Below are 16,528 nucleotides of genomic sequence, written 5' to 3' on the forward strand. Positions count from 1 at the left end.
TTCCCTGAAGGAAGAGGGTTTTTGTCATTTATGCCAATGCATCCATACGACGCCACATACTGGCAGCGGCTTTTCTGGCTTGCGCATAAATGGAATCGCAATCGAAGTTAAACTGACGATCTTCATAGACCATCACGCCGTTGACCATCACGCTGTGAACGCTGCCTGACCCCATACCAAAGGCGATATGTCCAGCGATATTGTCTGCCAGCAGCGGCGTCGGCGAGTTGTAATCGCAAATGGTTAAATCTGCTTTATAACCGGCTTCCAGGAGGCCAAATTTCGCGCCAAAGTTGCGGCTTATCAGTTCGTTGCCGTTAGTCAGGGCTTTGGCAAAACTGTCAGGCCATAGCGGACCACCCGCATCGCGATGTTTAAAGAAGGCGAATTTCATCTCTTCAAACATATCTGAACCAATGCCGTCGGTTCCCAACGCCAGATTGCGAATATCGCTAAGGTGATGGTTGTAGCCGACGTGGTTGTTCATGTTGGAACGAGCGTTATGCACCAGGAACGCATCGCGCTGATTGAGCAGAGCAATATCTTCTTTTGACAAATACAGACCGTGAGCAACCAGCGTTTTGCTGTCGATGAGATCGTATTCTGCCAGCCGTACCAGCAGGTCTTTGCCGTACCTGTGGTGACTGTGAGAAACGTCGTAAAGGTCTTCAGCGGCGTGAATGTGTAAACCACGCCCGGTAGCTTTCACTGCTTCGCGCAGCATTTCCAGCCCAGCATCCGGCACGGTAAACGGGGCGTGAGCGCCGATATGCGCTTCTACCAGATACGGCTCGGTTGCCGCTTTCTTCGCATCATCAATCTGACGGGCGAAGCGGATATTTTCTTCTACCCCTTCCTGTAACTCTTTAATGCCGTTGTTACGGTCAGTGGTTTCAAAACAGGTCATCGCGCGCAGGCCAACTTTTAAAAATGCGTTGCGCAGCGTTGAGAGCGACCCGCCGATATACGCTGGAGAAGCATGGTGATCGATAACCGATGTACATCCGCTCTTGATTGCTTCCAGTGAACAAATCAGTCCGCTGTAGTAGAGAGATTCTTCATCAAGGGCGCGATCGAGCCGCCACCACAGGTTTTTCAGCGTCGAGATGAAGTCCGGGCAGGGGGCGATGTTTGCCATAATTCCGCGGGAAAGCCCCGAGTAAAAATGGTTGTGCGAGCAGACAATCCCCGGCATTACAATCCGACCATGCATCTCTTTGTAGTTGGCTTCAGGGTAGCGGTGTGTCAGGGCGTTGCCGATAGCGATAATCACATCATTTTCGATGGCGATATCGACGCCTTCCTGCACTTTCGCCGGGTGTAGCTGTACTGCGGTGACATTCTTCAGAATCAACATGATTACACCTCCACGCGGCCCAGCAGATAATGATGATGCTGGTGGACATGGCTAATGATGCGGCACATATCGTTCAGCTCTGGCGGTACGTTATTGAACTGGCCTTCGCTGTCGATGTTTAACACCCAGCTTTGGTTATTCAGACGCACGCGTACTCGGCAATCTTCCACCAGGAAGCCTGGGTTGCTGCTGTTATCAAAATCTTGCGACAGGCTAAAGACGGTGATTTTGTCTTTGTACGGTTTACCGTTCCACGGGCAGAACTGGGCGCAGTTGCCGCATTCGTTGCAGTAGGCGTCCAGGTGCAGTGTCTGGAAACGGTTCTGGAATCCAGGGACCGCAATTGACACGTTGGCGCGGTTCGGGCAGACATCCACACACTTGCTGCAAACGTAGTTACATTCAAGGCAACGTGCGGCTTCCTGAGCGACAAACGCGTCACGATCATCGCTGTTCACCAGGGTGACAGAGATATCGCCTTTGCGTTGGTAGATTTCCGTCGGGTTGACGTTGTTCCAGTATTTATCGCTTTGGTGTGAACGGATATTTTCCCGGCTAAGAATGGCATCCGATGCCCGACGAGCTGTGCCGACAGCCGCGACAATGGAGGACGGTCCGCGCTGTACGTCACCGATCATAAAGACATTAGTCAGGCGGGTTTCACCGTTATGGTCGACGTCTGGCCAGCCGTTGTTGTCCAGCGGCACGCCCATCGTATTCAGGGCTTCAGTATCCTGTTGTTCGCCAATGGCGGTAATCAAACTGTCTACGTGCAGTGTTACCGTTTCGTTGGTTTCTACCGGGCGGCGACGACCTTTCTCATCAGGTTCGCCAAGTGACATGACGCGCAACGTTAAGGTGCCATCAGCATCGAAGCGTTCAGGATTGTTCAGGAAACGGAACTCCACGCCATCGTGCAGTGCTTCTTCATACTCTTCGCGCCATGCTGGCATCTCTTGCAGTGAACGACGGTAAACGACGGTTGCTTTTTCAACGCCAGGCACGCGTAATGCCGCACGGGCGCAGTCCATTGCGGTGTTACCCGCCCCGACAACCACCACATGTTTACCCAGCTTGAGCGCAGTACCCTTGTTGTACTCGCGCAGGAAGGGGAGAGATTTCCAGACATTCTGGTTGTCGCCCGCCAGTTTCACACCGCTATTTTTATCAGTACCTGTGGCAATCAGAACGTAGTGGAAGCCCTGATTTTTTAACTGTTCGACGGTCAGGTCCGGCGAGCAACCGTACTCAAATTTCACGCCGTGATCGGCAACAAAATCGATATCGTGCTGAATTAACTCAGCCGGGATACGGAACTGAGGAATGATATTTTTCACCACGCCGCCCGCGTTAGCTTCGCGTTCAAACAGCGTGACCGGATGACCTGCTCTGGCAAGGAAGTAACCTGCAGCCAGGCCCGCCGGACCGGCGCCAATTACAGCAACCGGATGACGAGAACCAGAACCGGCTGGTTTGTGCCAGCGTTGCTTATATTCATCCCAGCCTTTTTCCAGGGCGACTTTTTTCAGTTCGCGGATATTCAACGCACTGTCGTAATCCAGACGAGTACAGTTGTACTGGCACTGGTGATCGCAAATATGGCCGGTAATCGCGGGCAGGGCGTTGCGTTGGTAGATAAGTTCCAGCGCGTCGGCATAGCGATGTTCCCCCAGCAGGCGAATATATTCCGGAATATCCTGTTTGATGGCACAAGCAGTAACACAGGGGGCAACGTAGCAGTCGGTCAGTGGCAGGTCTTCTGCCACTTCAATACGCTCTTCTGGCTTCCAGTGTTTCTGGGTGTATTCCATAGTTAGCGCATCTGCTGCCAGCCTGTTCAGCCGTTCGACGTCAACACGGTTAAGCTCCCAGGCGTCTGACCCTTCCAGTTCGCGCATGCAAGCGCTTAAGCGCAGATAGCCACCAGGTTTCAGCAGGTCAGTTGCCATGGTTATCGGGCGAATACCGGTATCGAAAATATCGCGGATAGTTAACTGGCTGGCGCCACCGGAATAAGAGATAGGCAGTTTGCCGTCAAAGGCGCGGGAAAGAACTGCAGCGACATTGATGGAGAGCGGGAACAGCGCACGCCCGGACATATACATCTCTTCGCCAGGCAGTGCGCCTTTATTGTTGATGGTGCCGAGGGTGTTAGTCAGTTTGACGCCAAAGCCGAGCGATTTTTCTTTCGCCAGCGCCATCAGGCGTTCCAGCATTTCCAGCGCCTGGGTTAGCTTGAGATCGTGATCAAATGACTCTTCTTTTAAGCCAATGTAATCGAAACCACAGCTATCGAGAATCTCGCGCACTCGCGCGTAACCCAATAAAGTCGGGTTGAGTTTCACGAAGGTATTGAGCTCTTTTTCTTCCAGCATGTAACGGCAAATGGCTTCGATTTCATGTGGAGGGCAGCCGTGCATCGTGGAGAGGGTAACGCCTTGTACCATGCTGGTGGGGATACGTGCCGATAAGGCCTGCAAACTTTCACGTTTTTCCTGCAAACCGTGGCGGGCTAAAAATGCGTCATTCTGGAGTAGTTTATGAAGCGTATCGCGGTATTGTGCAAACTTCGGATGTGCAGACGCGTCCATCATATTATCGATGAACTGCTGCATGGGTGGTTGTTTAATGCCTTCGAGGTTGTAACCGACGCTCATATTAAAGATGAATGATTTACCGGACTCGGACGGCTGGAACATAGCTTCGAGAAGATGCAGGGCGAACCAGGCTTTGAGGTATTCATCCCACGCTTTAAGCAGGGTAAATTCGGTGGACCATTCGGTGTTAAAACACTCGTCTTCGGCGTCGATACAGGGCTTTTCCAGCTCCAGACGATCGAGGATTTGTACTGTTTTAAGTTCGATGAAGCGTCCGCCAGTCAGCCAGGAAGTGACGATGTTTTGTGCGAGTTGCGTGTGCGGACCTGCGGCGGGGCCGACTGGTGTCGCACAGGTTTCACCGAAAACACCGACAGATTTACCTTTTGCGGGTGAGTAAAACTGTTGCTCGGGAATACCAAAGATTGAGCGTTGTTGTTGGTATTCATCAAATATGCGCGTCAAAAGTTCCTCAAACGGAATGGGACGCATAATATCCCCCATAACCCTCTCCTTAGCTTACACAGATATCATTGAGTGACCGGTATTGAGAAATCCGGTGGTTTAGGGGGATAGAGCAACAATCACACCACTCTTGCCATGTTCGCCAGGAAATATAAAAAAATGTGAAGCGCCTCGAAACTTAAGGGGCTTTTGTGAATGATCTCACAGGAGTTAAATGAGAATTAAAATCACTCCTAGGTATTATTGTTGTCATGCGTTTTATCACTTTTTCTCATTTCTCAAAATCAGTGATTCTGTATCATTATGATAAAGATGTACTGAGTGGATTTAATATTTGAACGCAATCGTTTAACTGGCTTTTCTAAATTTTAGTATACTTTTTTTGCGCATCAATAAAGTCATTTGGAGTATCAATATCTAAAATTATTTCTTCATTTTCCATTTCGACGAAATAATGTTCGCCCATGAGTAATGCCTGGCGCATATGGGTAACATTAGGTTGTTTGACCGCCTGCATCAGGCAGGATTTTGACACTAAAATCGGATGGCCAGGCGTACCATTATGGAGCGGGAGTATGGCTCCGTTGTTTCGTAACTTCCAGATTTTTAGAAAGATATCTCTGTTGATGGTTGGCATATCACCATGAGTGAGAAAACAATGTTCTGTTTGTACCGCTGGCGCTGCGGCTTTTACCGAAGTCAGTAACCCCTGCGCATAATCTGGATTGTAGATAATACTAATGTTGCTATGGCTAGCGTAGCGATTATGCAGTTCATTGCCGCGATAACCAGTGACCAAAATAATTCGGCTACAAAACTGCAACGCATTTTTGATACTCGCGTCAAGAATTGTTCCCTGTTGCCAGGGTAACATCATTTTCCATTGCCCCATTCTTGATGATAATCCGGCCGCGGTAATTATACAGTCGATGGCTGACATAGTGGTTCCATTATTATATGGGCTAATAACGCCTGAAAATGTGTTACTCCCTGATTAATGCGTATTTACCTCAGAGAGGTCCATGAAGACTCGTGAAAAGTATAATTGACCCATCGGCGTTATTCATTGATTTAGGCGCGCAGAAACACCCCACTGTGATTTCTGTTGTTGGCGCTGGGGGGAAAACCAGTCTGCTTTTTTGGCTGGCGCAGTTATTTCAGTCCATAGGCAGGCGCGTGTTAATTACTACGACCACACATATGTTTATGCCAGATTCTCACTGGCCCGTGGTTTTCTGTCGTGATCCCGCAATGCTTCCTCACTCGTCTCTCAAATTCCCCATTTCATTTTGTTTTCACCGCTGGAAAGCGAACCAGGGAAAAGTGCAGGGATTTACGCCAGAAGTGATTGATGCACTGGTGCAACGACCAGAGTGTGACGTAATTCTCATTGAGGCAGATGGCTCGCGTGGAATGCCGTTAAAAGCGCCTGATGAGCACGAACCTTGCATACCCAAAAGCAGTTGCTGCGTGATTGCTGTGATGGGAGGGCATATTTTGGGCGCGCAAGTTGGCACGGAAAATGTCCATCGCTGGTCGCAGTTTGCTGATATTACCGGGTTAACACCTGATGCAACCTTGCAACTGAGCGATCTCGTTGCGCTGGTTCGTCACCCTCAGGGCGCGTTTAAAAACGTACCACAAGGCTGTCGACGAATCTGGTTCATTAACCGTTTTTCTCAATGTGAGAATGCGATTGCGCAAAGCGAGCTACTTCAGCCGCTGCAACAACATGACGTAGAGGCAATCTGGCTGGGCGATATACAAGAACATCCTGCAATCGCGCGCAGATTTGTGAATTAGCGGCCCGGGCCTTCCGGGTTACTGAATGGATATCGATTGAGGTTGGTATGAATATTTTCACAGAGGCTGCAAAACTCGAAGAGCAAAATTGTCCTTTTGCAATAGCGCAAATTGTAGATAGCCGAGGCTCTACTCCCCGCCATTCTGCACAAATGTTAGTGCGCGCCGATGGTTCTATCGTCGGTACAATTGGCGGGGGAATGGTTGAGCGGAAGGTGATTGAAGAGTCGCTTCAGGCATTGCAGGAACGTAAGCCACGATTATTCCATGGACGCATGGCGCGTAACGGCACGGATGCCGTCGGCTCAGATTGCGGAGGCGCAATGTCAGTGTTTATCAGCGTACATGGTATGCGACCCCGGCTGGTGTTGATCGGCGCGGGGCATGTTAACCGGGCGATAGCCCAAAGCGCAGCACTGCTGGGGTTTGATATTGCTGTTGCCGATATTTACCGCGAAAGCCTGAATACTGAACTTTTCCCGCCATCAACTGCGCTTGTTCATGCTGAGTCGTTTGGCGCGGCAGTGGAAGCACTGGATATTCGCCCTGATAATTTTGTCCTGATTGCCACGAATAATCAGGATCGTGAAGCCCTCGATAAACTCATTGAACAACCCATTGCATGGTTGGGGTTGCTGGCCAGTCGCCGCAAGGTTCAGCTTTTCCTGCGTCAATTGCGTGAGAAAGGCGTGGCTGAAGAACATATTGCCCGTTTGCACGCACCGGTGGGCTACAACATAGGTGCGGAAACGCCGCAGGAGATCGCTATCAGCGTTCTGGCAGAAATATTACAGGTGAAAAATAACGCGCCGGGTGGGCTGATGATGAAACCTTCTCATCCTTCCGGACACCAGCTGGTGGTGATTCGCGGTGCGGGGGATATCGCCAGTGGTGTGGCGCTACGTCTGTATCATGCTGGTTTTAAAGTGATCATGCTGGAAGTGGAAAAACCGACGGTGATTCGTTGTACCGTGGCGTTTGCCCAGGCCGTGTTCGATGACGAAATGACGGTTGAAGGCGTCACCGCCCGACTGGCAACCAGCGCTGTAGAGGCGATGAAACTGACTGAGCGTGGGTTTATTCCCGTGATAGTTGACCCCGACTGTTTACTGCTTGATGAGCTGAAACCACTTTGTGTGGTGGACGCTATTCTGGCGAAACAGAATTTGGGTACGCGTGCAGACATGGCTCCAGTGACGATCGCGCTTGGGCCGGGCTTTACCGCAGGTAAAGATTGTCATGCGGTGATTGAAACAAATCGTGGGCATTGGTTGGGACAGGTTATTTACTCTGGTTGCGCACAGGAGAACACTGGCGTTCCCGGTAATATTATGGGGCATACCACCCGGCGAGTTATTCGCGCTCCGGCGGCAGGTATCATGCGGTCCAACGTGAAGTTAGGCGATCTGGTACAAGAGGGCGATGTTATTGCCTGGATTGGCGAGCATGAAATAAAAGCGCCGCTGACGGGAATGGTGCGTGGTTTACTTAATGACGGGCTGGCGGTGGTCGGTGGCTTTAAAATCGGTGATATCGATCCTCGTGGTGAAACGGCTGATTTCACCAGCGTTTCTGATAAAGCCCGGGCGATTGGTGGTGGCGTACTTGAGGCGTTAATGATGTTGATGCATCAGGGCGTTAAAGCGACGAAAGAAGTACTGGAAGTGGCTTAAATGCAAATGGCCGGATGGTATTACCCACCCGGCCTGAGACTGATGACAAACGCCAAATTGCCTGATGCGCTGCGCTTATTATGCCTACAAATGCTTTGCAACCCATTGAATATTAGATGTTTTGTAGACTGAGTAAGGCGTTCACGCCGCATCCGGCATCAATAACGCGCACTTTGTTAACAATCTTTGGCCGAATGGCATCGCCACCCGGCCAATAAATTACTGAGAAATCACCGTTCCGGTTTTTCCTTCAATCCCTTCTTTCGCTTTGCTCAACACGGTAATCAGTGCTTCGCGACCTGCGCGAGAGCGGGCAAATGATGCGGCGGCTTCCACTTTCGGCAGCATAGAACCTTTTGCAAAATGCCCTTCTTCGATAAAGCGTTCTGCATCGGCCAATGACAGGCGATCGAGCCACTGCTCATTCTCTTTACCGAAGTTAATCGCCACTTTTTCTACAGCAGTCAGAATGATCAGCATATCGGCATCGATCATTTCTGCTAAACGGGCGCTGGCCCAGTCTTTATCGATAACCGCACTGGCGCCGCGCAGATGGTTACCTTCTCGAATCACAGGAATACCGCCACCACCAACGGTGATCACAACCTGTCCTGCATCTACCAGCGCTTTAACTGTCTCTTTTTCAACAATATCTACCGGCTTAGGCGAAGCAACGACACGACGATAGCCGCGACCCGCATCTTCTTTCAGGGTATAGCCTTGTTTTGTCAGTTGCTCTGCTTCCTGCTCGGTAAAGAACGAACCGATCGGTTTGGTTGGGTTGAGGAAGGCCGGATCGTTAGCGTCGACTTCGACCTGGGTAACCAGCGTTGCAACGGGTTTATTAATGCCACGAGAAAGCAGTTCTTCTCTTAAGGCGTTTTGCAGATCGTAACCAATATATCCCTGACTCAACGCAACACAGACAGACATTGGCAGCATCGGTGAATGCGCTTCAGTTTTTGCAGCGGCTTCGAATGCCTGGTTAATCATGCCTACCTGTGGTCCATTACCATGAGTGACGATAACTTCATGTCCCTGGGCAATTAAATCAACAATTGCCTGAGACGTAATTTTTACCGCTTTCATTTGTCCAGCCAGATCGTCGCCCAGCGCATTCCCGCCGAGGGCGAGAACAATTTTCTTACTCATTTTTCCTCACTCATCATTCTTGATTGTGTATAGATCCCTGGCAGTGGTTAGAGCACGGGAGGGACAAACGGTTTGCGTCGCAGGAAACGTCCTCGTCCGGCTTTGCCTGTAAAGGTGCCGTCACAGAAAATCGTTTCACCACGGGATAAGGTTCTGACAATCGCGCCCTGACAGGTAAAGCCCTCCCAGGGAGAGTAGTCGGCGTTGTCGTGGAGATGGCGATGCTGAATTTGTTGGCTCTGGCGTGGGTCGATAATCACCACGTCGCCATCGGAACCGGGTGCTAATAATCCTTTTTGTGGCCACAGGCCAAACAGCCTTGCGGGCATCGCACTGGTTAATTCAACAAAACGCTCCGGTGTGATACGTCCCGTCATTACGCCACTGGAGAACAGCAACTGCATGCGATTTTCCACACCGGGCAAGCCATTTGGGCAGCGGCTGAAATCGCCTTTAGAAATTTGCTGGCGCTGGGCCATCGAGAAGGTGCAGTGATCGGTCGCCACCACGTCAATCGCACCATCGCTGATGCCACACCACAGCTTGTCCTGCTCGCGAACGTTGCGCAGCGGTGGGCTAAGAATGAACTTCATGCCATCTTCTGTATCGTAACTGCGTTCGTCCAGCAGGAGATATTGCGGGCAGGTTTCAACCCAGACTGGCTGGTGATTCGCGCGAGCAAGGCGCAGATAATCCAGACCTAAGCCGTTAGACAGGTGCACGATATAGAGCGGGGCGTTACCGGCAATTTGTGCCAGGTTAATCATTCTGGCGATGGCTTCGGCTTCGCACTCCAGAGGTCGGCTCAAGGCGTGGTAGCGCGGCGCGGTTAACCCGGCGGCGATAAACTCAGCTCGCTTACTGACGATTGCGGCGTCATTTTCTGGGTGTACAGTGGTCAGCGCGCCGGATTCATGCAGGCGGCGTAATGCCTGTAGGACTTCATCATCGTTGAGTTTGTATTGATAGGTTAAATAGAGTTTAAAACTGCTCAGCCCTTCTTCTACCATCATCGGAATTTCGTCGAGTATGGCGTGATTAATATGCTGGATAACACCGTGAAAGCTGTAGTCGATGACCGCTTTATGGGCGGCATAACCACGATAAACTTCCAGTTGATGGCGTAATCGGCAGCCATTCGGGCCAAATCCCATATGATCAATAATGGTTGTTGTACCGCCACACGCGGCTGCGCGGGTACCGGTAAAAAAATCATCACAACTGCGCGCGATGCCGACATCAATATTGAAATGTGTATGGACATCTACGCCGCCAGGGAAAACATAACAGCCAGTGGCATCAATTTCTTCACAGGGGAGTTGCGGCGAAATATCTTTGCCTAACTGGCGGACAATACCGCTTTCAATCAGCAAGTCCTGTTTGGCTTGTCCATCTGCGTTAACGACAGTGCCGTTTTTGATCAATACGCGCATAGCAAACTCCAAAAAACCCTCCGGCGAACCGGAGGGAAATAGGTGAAGAGTAATTATTCTGTTGCCAGCCAGCTTAACGGGATTGCAGCGTACATAGCGGCACAGGTCACCAGGTGAGATTTCCAGGTTTTTTCGTTTGGCGCGTGCGCTTCAGGTTCTTTACCCGGTCCAAAGCCGATGACCGGAATGCCGTGACGGCCCATAATGGATACGCCGTTAGTTGAGAACGTCCACTTATCAACGACCGGTGCTTTGCCAAACAGACCTTCGTAGGCATTCACCAGCGTTTTAACGGTGAAATGATCTTCTTCCACTTTCCAGGTCGGGAAGTAGCATTCGGTTGGGTAAACCAGGCCAGTCCAGGACGGACGGTCGTAGTTGTACATAGAAACGACAGCATTGGCTTTCTGTACCGCAGGCAGGGCGCGGATTTCATCCAGCGCGCCTTCCCAGGTTTCGCCCCAGGTCAGGCGACGGTCGATGGAAACGGCACAGCTGTCTGCTACTGCGCAACGACTTGGTGAGGTGAAGAAAATTTCGGAAACAGTCAGAGTACCTTTGCCGAGGAATTCGTCATAGCCCAGACGTTGGGACAGTTCTTGTAATTCGCCAAGAATCGGGCCCATTTTGAAAATGGCGTTATCACCGCGTTCTGGTGCTGAACCATGGCAGCTAACGCCCTGAACATCAATGCGAATTTCCATACGACCGCGCTGACCACGATATACCTGGCAGTCGGTTGGTTCGGTACTGACCACAAATTCCGGGCGAATGCCGGATTGTTCAATAATGTACTGCCAGCACAGACCGTCGCAGTCTTCTTCTTGCACAGTACCGGTGACCAGCAGGGTATATTCATCTTCCAGACCGAGGTCTTTAATGATCTTACCGGCATAAACCATTGATGCCATGCCGCCTTCCTGGTCGGAAGTACCACGGCCACCGATCAGCTCGTCGGTTTCCATGCCTTCGTACGGGTCGAATTCCCAGTTTTTGATGTTACCAATGCCTACGGTGTCGATGTGAGCGTCCATTGCAACCAGACGCGGACCGTGGCCGATATAGCCGAGAACGTTACCCATCGGATCGATTTCAACTTTATCGAAGCCGACTTTTTCCATCTCTTCTTTAATACGATGTACTACACGTTTTTCGTCGCAGCTTTCACTGGGAATAGCAACCATATCGCGCAGGAAGCGAGTCATGTCTGCCTGGTAATCTTTTGCTTTTTCAAGAATCAGTTTGAATGGAATATTCTTAGCCATTATTTTTCTCCAGATTTTTTACTCCCCATTTGGCGGGGAGTTGTTCCAATAGGGTGATTAAGGTGCTACAGAGTGTTTGCCTTCCCAGACAACTTCGCGGTAGTGCTTCACGTCGGTGTCGCCTTCGGTGCTGATAACCAGGACGACGGCATCTTTGTTCAGAGCCAGTTTTTCCATCAGGCTTTGACGTTGCGGGTGATAATGAACAGCCGCGAGAACGCCCAGACCGACAGCGCCAGATTCACCAGAAATGATGCGTGGATCGTTGCCGTACGGATTACCCAGCACACGCATACCTAATGCGGCAACGCTGTCCTGACAGGAGATAAATTGGGTGGCACAGTTACGTAAGATTTCCCAGCCCAGAGGGTTAGGTTCGCCGCAAGCCAGGCCCGCCATAATCGTGGCCATATCGCCGCCAACGTTGACGATGTCACCTTTGACGCCGGAGCGATAAATACAGTCCGCTTTGTCAGGTTCAACAATGATGCTGTGCAGATTTTGCGGGGTGTAAACATCCACCAAATAACCTAGTACGCCGCCGGCCATAGCGCCGACACCGGCTTGCAGCAGAACGTGAGTTGGTGTTACGCCCATTTCACGCATTTGCTCGACGGCTTCATCTGCCAGAGTGGCGTAGCCCTGCATGATCCAGGTTGGAATTTTGGTGTAACCTTCCCAGGCGGTATCTTGCACCACTTCCCAGCCGTGTTGCTGCGCGTGTTGCATGGTCAGGCGAACGGTATCGTCATAGTTCATATCCGTGACGATGCACTCGGCTCCGAGGTTCAGAATGGCGTCGACGCGTTCTTGAGCGGAACCTTTCGGCATGTAAATTACCGCGTTCTGACCGAGTTGCTGTGCTGCCCAGGCAACACCGCGCCCGTGGTTACCGTCGGTCGTTGTAGCGAATGTCATTTTTTCGCCGATGGCATTTTTCAGATGCTCGAATGACAGCGTTTCGATATCAAGATGATATTTTTCGCACAATAATTGAGCGATGGCGTACGCACCGCCGAGCATTTTGAAGGCGTTCAGACCGAATCGTTTTGATTCGTCCTTAACGAGAATTTTCTTCACACCAAAAAGGTTTGCGAGATCGTCCAGCGCACAAAGCGGTGTTGGGCGATAGCCAGCAATTTTCTGGTGGAACTGGCGCGCCAGTTTTGCCTGTCTTTGCGAAAAGAGCGGTGATGTTTCGCCGTTGAAAAATTTATTATCGGCGATATCAATCTTCAATGAGAAAACGGACATATCCTATCCTTTTGGCCTCTGGAAATAGAGAGCCGACCTGTCGATCGGCCCGAGGGGGTTATTTCACGCGTTCTTGCGCTTCTTTCAGCAGTTGTTCGAGCAGTGCGCCTGGTTTGGAATATTTACGGGACAGGATCATCGCGGCGATGATGTATGGCTTCCAGCTGGCTTCTTTGTAGGTTGCGATACGGTATTTTTCGAATACACCTTCAGTAACTTCACCTTCTTTGCAGGATACGCCGCTGATATCGGCTGGCAGGCAGTGCATATACAGGGCTTCGCCATCACGGGTCAGCTCCATCATCTCTTCAGTACAATGCCAGTCTTTGTGCTGTGCGTTCTGTGCCAGACACTGTTTTTCCAGCGCTTTCAGTCCTTCGTGATCGTTAGCGCGCAGCAGTTCAGTACGCTCTTCCATCACTTTGTAAGGTGCCCAGGACTTCGGATAAACGATGTCAGCGTCTTTGAATGCTTCTTCCATGCTTGTTACCTGACGGAAGCTGCCGCCGGAGGCTTTAGCATTGTTTTTAGCGACTTCAACGACATCCGGGATCAGGTCGTAACCTTCGGGATGGGCAAGGGTGACATCCATACCGAAGCGGGTCATCAGACCGATGATGCCTTGTGGTACAGACAGCGGTTTGCCATAGCTTGGGGAGTATGCCCATGTCATGGCGATTTTTTTACCTTTCAGGTTTTCCAGTGAACCAAAGTGTTCACGTAACCATGCCAGGTCAGCCATTGATTGAGTCGGATGGTCAATATCGCATTGCAGGTTAACTAAAGCCGGGCGCTGCGGCAGTACGCCTTGCTTGTAGCCATCGTCGAGTGCCGCGCCAACTTCACGCATATAGGCGTTACCCGCGCCCAGATACATATCGTCACGAATACCGATAGCGTCAGCGCAGAAGGAGATCATATTAGCGGTTTCACGGACAGTTTCGCCGTGCGCAATCTGTGATTTACCTTCATCAAGATCCTGCTGTGCAAGGCCGAGCAGGTTAAGCGCAGAAGCATAAGAGAAGCGGGTACGAGTGGAGTTGTCGCGGAATACGGAAATACCTAATCCACTATTAAAGACTTTGGTAGAGATGTTTTCAGCACGCAGTGCTTTTAATGCTGCGGCAACGTCCAGTACTTGTTTCAGTTCATCTGGCGTCTGTTCCCACGTTAACAAAAAATCTTTCTCGTGCAGGTGAGAGGTCAGCGAATTGATATCCTTAATCAGCTCATTAACAGTTTTCATCATAAAGTCCCGGTAGTGGAATGACAGGCAAAGTGGTTTATTTCACTGTGACTTGCCAAAGTGATTGGTGTTTTCACAGCTATACCAGGGACTAACAATAAACATGCCAGAATTATCTACGCGGTCACGAAACGCTAATCTGACAGGGGATATGTGGGATTGATCACAAATTATCGCCACACTACGGAAGTTAAAAATATACGGAAACGTTTGGCTTTTTTAACGCAGTTATTTATTTGCTGCTAAGTATCAGAAATAAGATAAAGGGACAGGTGAAAGCTCGTCAGTTTGATAAACTCACTCCCGTAATTCTCATATTGATATAGAAATGTGATATCACTTCCATAATTTCATTAGAAAGTGATAAAAATCTTATGTTTTTAGCAAAGCGATTTTTGCCTGAGTTAATATCGTTATGATCTGTGAACCATCAACGTCTTCAATGATCGACTTTTAAGTGATTCTGGAAGGTAAAGCTATGGAGCTTGCTAATACGCAGTCAGTTTTGATGCAAATTCAACCAACAATTCAGCGTTTTGCCAGAATGCTAGCCAGCGTTTTGCAGCTTGAGGTTGAGATCGTTGATGAAAACTTGTGTCGCGTCGCTGGAACCGGCGCATACGGGAAATTTCTTGGTCGCCAGTTGAGTGGCAACTCACGCTTGCTCCGCTATGTCCTCGAAACGAAAACCGAAAAGGTCGTGACACATTCTCGCTTCGATCCCCTTTGTGAAGGCTGCGACAGTAAAGAGAGTTGTCGTGAGAAGGCGTTCCTGGGGACGCCCGTTATTCTGCAGGATCGTTGTGTCGGAGTGATAAGTTTGATTGCTGTTACTCATGAGCAACAAGAACATATCAGTGATAATTTACGCGAATTTTCAGATTACGTTCGCCATATATCGACTATTTTTGTCTCGAAACTCCTGGAAGATCAGGGGCCGGGAGATAACATCAGTAAAATATTTGCTACCATGATCGATAATATGGATCAAGGTGTATTAGTTATTGATGAGGAAAATCGTGTTCAGTTCGTTAATCAGACTGCATTAAAAACACTTGGCGTTGTGCAAAATAATATGGTTGGGAAACTTATCCGTTTCAGGCCATTAACATTTGAGAGTAATTTTACTCATGGACATATGCAACATATTGTCTCGTGGGATGATAAAAGTGAATTGATAATTGGTCAGTTGCATAACATTCAGGGACGACAGCTATTTTTAATGGCGTTTCACCAATCCCATACCAGTTTTTCCGTGGCAAATGCATCTGATGAACCGCATATTGAACAATTGGTTGGCGAGTGCCGTGTTATGCGGCAATTAAAACGGCTGATTAGCCGCATCGCACCTAGCCCCTCCAGCGTCATGGTTGTTGGTGAAAGCGGGACCGGAAAAGAAGTGGTGGCCCGTGCTATTCATAAGTTGAGTGGGCGACGGAACAAACCCTTTATCGCTATCAACTGCGCGGCGATTCCGGAACAGCTTCTGGAGAGTGAGTTGTTTGGTTATGTTAAAGGCGCATTTACTGGCGCTTCTGCCAACGGTAAAACAGGGCTGATTCAGGCAGCAAACACGGGGACGCTGTTTCTTGATGAAATTGGCGATATGCCTTTAATGCTTCAGGCAAAACTGCTGCGGGCGATTGAAGCGCGTGAGATCCTGCCTATTGGCGCCAGTAGCCCAATACAGGTCGACATCCGCATCATTTCTGCAACTAACCAGAATCTGGCTCAGTTCATAGCCGAAGGTAAATTCCGCGAAGATCTTTTCTACCGACTTAACGTTATTCCTATCACTCTGCCACCGCTACGTGAGCGTCAGGAAGATATTGAACTGCTGGTGCATTACTTTTTACATCTCCATACCCGTCGTCTGGGATCGGTTTACCCGGGTATTGCTCCCGATGTTGTTGAGTTACTGCGTAAGCATCGTTGGCCAGGAAACCTGCGAGAGTTAAGTAATTTGATGGAGTATCTGGTCAACGTCGTTCCTTCGGGCGAAGTCATCGACAGTACGCTACTACCACCAAATCTGGTTAATAACGGTACGGCGGAGCAAAGTGAGATGCCAGAAGCCAGCGAGGCACATTTGGCTCTTGATGATGCTGGCGGCACAGCGCTGGAGGAGATGGAAAAGCAGATGATTCGCGAAGCGCTCTCACGGCATAACAGTAAGAAGCAAGTCGCTGATGAGCTTGGTATTGGCATCGCCACGCTTTATCGTAAAATTAAGAAATATGAATTGTTAAGCGCATAGTCATCAAAAAATCCGGCCTGAATTCA

Annotated in this window: 11 protein-coding genes; 3 read left to right on the forward strand and 8 right to left on the reverse strand. The window is 49.9% G+C overall.

Translation table 11 applies throughout. From position 1 onward, the window contains the following. Positions 1 to 28: 28 nt before the first annotated feature. The 3 genes from ssnA to mocA form a co-directional block, all read right to left on the reverse strand. Positions 29 to 1,357 (reverse strand): putative aminohydrolase SsnA, encoded by a 1,329-nt coding sequence (ssnA, locus tag FEK50_RS09215; RefSeq protein ID WP_131161988.1) that lies wholly within the window; start codon positions 1,355 to 1,357, stop codon positions 29 to 31. A 2-nt stretch (positions 1,358 to 1,359) separates the two neighbouring features. After that, on the reverse strand, positions 1,360 to 4,458 hold the full coding sequence (ygfK, locus tag FEK50_RS09220) for a putative selenate reductase subunit YgfK (protein WP_131161989.1): 3,099 nt from the start codon (positions 4,456 to 4,458) through the stop codon (positions 1,360 to 1,362). A 322-nt stretch (positions 4,459 to 4,780) separates the two neighbouring features. Beyond that, positions 4,781 to 5,359 (reverse strand): molybdenum cofactor cytidylyltransferase, encoded by a 579-nt coding sequence (gene mocA, locus FEK50_RS09225; protein ID WP_131161990.1) that lies wholly within the window; start codon positions 5,357 to 5,359, stop codon positions 4,781 to 4,783. Between the two features lie 92 nt (positions 5,360 to 5,451). Here mocA and yqeC point away from each other — a divergent pair, with 92 nt between their 5' ends. Both yqeC and yqeB read left to right on the forward strand, forming a co-directional pair. Next, on the forward strand, positions 5,452 to 6,222 hold the full coding sequence (gene yqeC, locus FEK50_RS09230) for a selenium cofactor biosynthesis protein YqeC (protein ID WP_131161991.1): 771 nt from the start codon (positions 5,452 to 5,454) through the stop codon (positions 6,220 to 6,222). A gap of 47 nt (positions 6,223 to 6,269) precedes the next feature. After that, entirely contained in the window at positions 6,270 to 7,895 is a 1,626-nt protein-coding gene (gene yqeB / locus FEK50_RS09235; RefSeq protein WP_131161992.1) for a selenium-dependent molybdenum cofactor biosynthesis protein YqeB, read from the forward strand. Between the two features lie 219 nt (positions 7,896 to 8,114). Here yqeB and arcC read toward each other — a convergent pair whose 3' ends face one another. From arcC to ygeW, 5 genes are read right to left on the reverse strand one after another with little or no spacing between them, the layout of a single operon-like run. Next, a complete protein-coding gene (arcC, locus tag FEK50_RS09240; protein ID WP_130207792.1) occupies positions 8,115 to 9,047 on the reverse strand; it encodes a carbamate kinase in 933 nt (310 codons plus the stop codon). A 47-nt stretch (positions 9,048 to 9,094) separates the two neighbouring features. Then, positions 9,095 to 10,480: a D-phenylhydantoinase gene (gene hyuA / locus FEK50_RS09245; protein ID WP_131161993.1), complete on the reverse strand. Its 1,386-nt coding sequence runs from the start codon at positions 10,478 to 10,480 to the stop codon at positions 9,095 to 9,097. A gap of 53 nt (positions 10,481 to 10,533) precedes the next feature. Beyond that, positions 10,534 to 11,745 carry a YgeY family selenium metabolism-linked hydrolase gene (locus FEK50_RS09250; RefSeq protein WP_064529812.1) on the reverse strand — a complete coding sequence of 404 codons (1,212 nt, stop codon included), beginning with the start codon at positions 11,743 to 11,745 and terminating at the stop codon, positions 10,534 to 10,536. A gap of 57 nt (positions 11,746 to 11,802) precedes the next feature. Beyond that, a complete protein-coding gene (dpaL, locus tag FEK50_RS09255) occupies positions 11,803 to 12,999 on the reverse strand; it encodes a diaminopropionate ammonia-lyase (RefSeq protein ID WP_131161994.1) in 1,197 nt (398 codons plus the stop codon). A gap of 58 nt (positions 13,000 to 13,057) precedes the next feature. After that, on the reverse strand, positions 13,058 to 14,245 hold the full coding sequence (gene ygeW, locus FEK50_RS09260) for a knotted carbamoyltransferase YgeW (protein ID WP_001360948.1): 1,188 nt from the start codon (positions 14,243 to 14,245) through the stop codon (positions 13,058 to 13,060). A 478-nt stretch (positions 14,246 to 14,723) separates the two neighbouring features. Here ygeW and FEK50_RS09265 point away from each other — a divergent pair, with 478 nt between their 5' ends. Beyond that, entirely contained in the window at positions 14,724 to 16,502 is a 1,779-nt protein-coding gene (locus tag FEK50_RS09265) for a sigma-54-dependent Fis family transcriptional regulator (protein ID WP_130258073.1), read from the forward strand. The last annotated feature ends 26 nt before the right edge of the window (positions 16,503 to 16,528 follow it).

The sequence above is a fragment of the Escherichia sp. E2586 genome (assembly GCF_005781105.1).
In the GTDB taxonomy this organism is placed as follows: Bacteria; Pseudomonadota; Gammaproteobacteria; order Enterobacterales; family Enterobacteriaceae; genus Escherichia.

Coding starts and splice junctions, on each gene's coding strand:
- dpaL (WP_131161994.1), bottom strand. CDS start 12,999: ATGTCCGTTTTCTCATTGAAGATTGATATCGCCGATAATAAATTTTTC.
- yqeB (WP_131161992.1), top strand. CDS start 6,270: ATGAATATTTTCACAGAGGCTGCAAAACTCGAAGAGCAAAATTGTCCT.
- mocA (WP_131161990.1), bottom strand. CDS start 5,359: ATGTCAGCCATCGACTGTATAATTACCGCGGCCGGATTATCATCAAGA.
- hyuA (WP_131161993.1), bottom strand. CDS start 10,480: ATGCGCGTATTGATCAAAAACGGCACTGTCGTTAACGCAGATGGACAA.
- ygfK (WP_131161989.1), bottom strand. CDS start 4,458: ATGGGGGATATTATGCGTCCCATTCCGTTTGAGGAACTTTTGACGCGC.
- FEK50_RS09250 (WP_064529812.1), bottom strand. CDS start 11,745: ATGGCTAAGAATATTCCATTCAAACTGATTCTTGAAAAAGCAAAAGAT.
- FEK50_RS09265 (WP_130258073.1), top strand. CDS start 14,724: ATGGAGCTTGCTAATACGCAGTCAGTTTTGATGCAAATTCAACCAACA.
- ygeW (WP_001360948.1), bottom strand. CDS start 14,245: ATGAAAACTGTTAATGAGCTGATTAAGGATATCAATTCGCTGACCTCT.
- arcC (WP_130207792.1), bottom strand. CDS start 9,047: ATGAGTAAGAAAATTGTTCTCGCCCTCGGCGGGAATGCGCTGGGCGAC.
- ssnA (WP_131161988.1), bottom strand. CDS start 1,357: ATGTTGATTCTGAAGAATGTCACCGCAGTACAGCTACACCCGGCGAAA.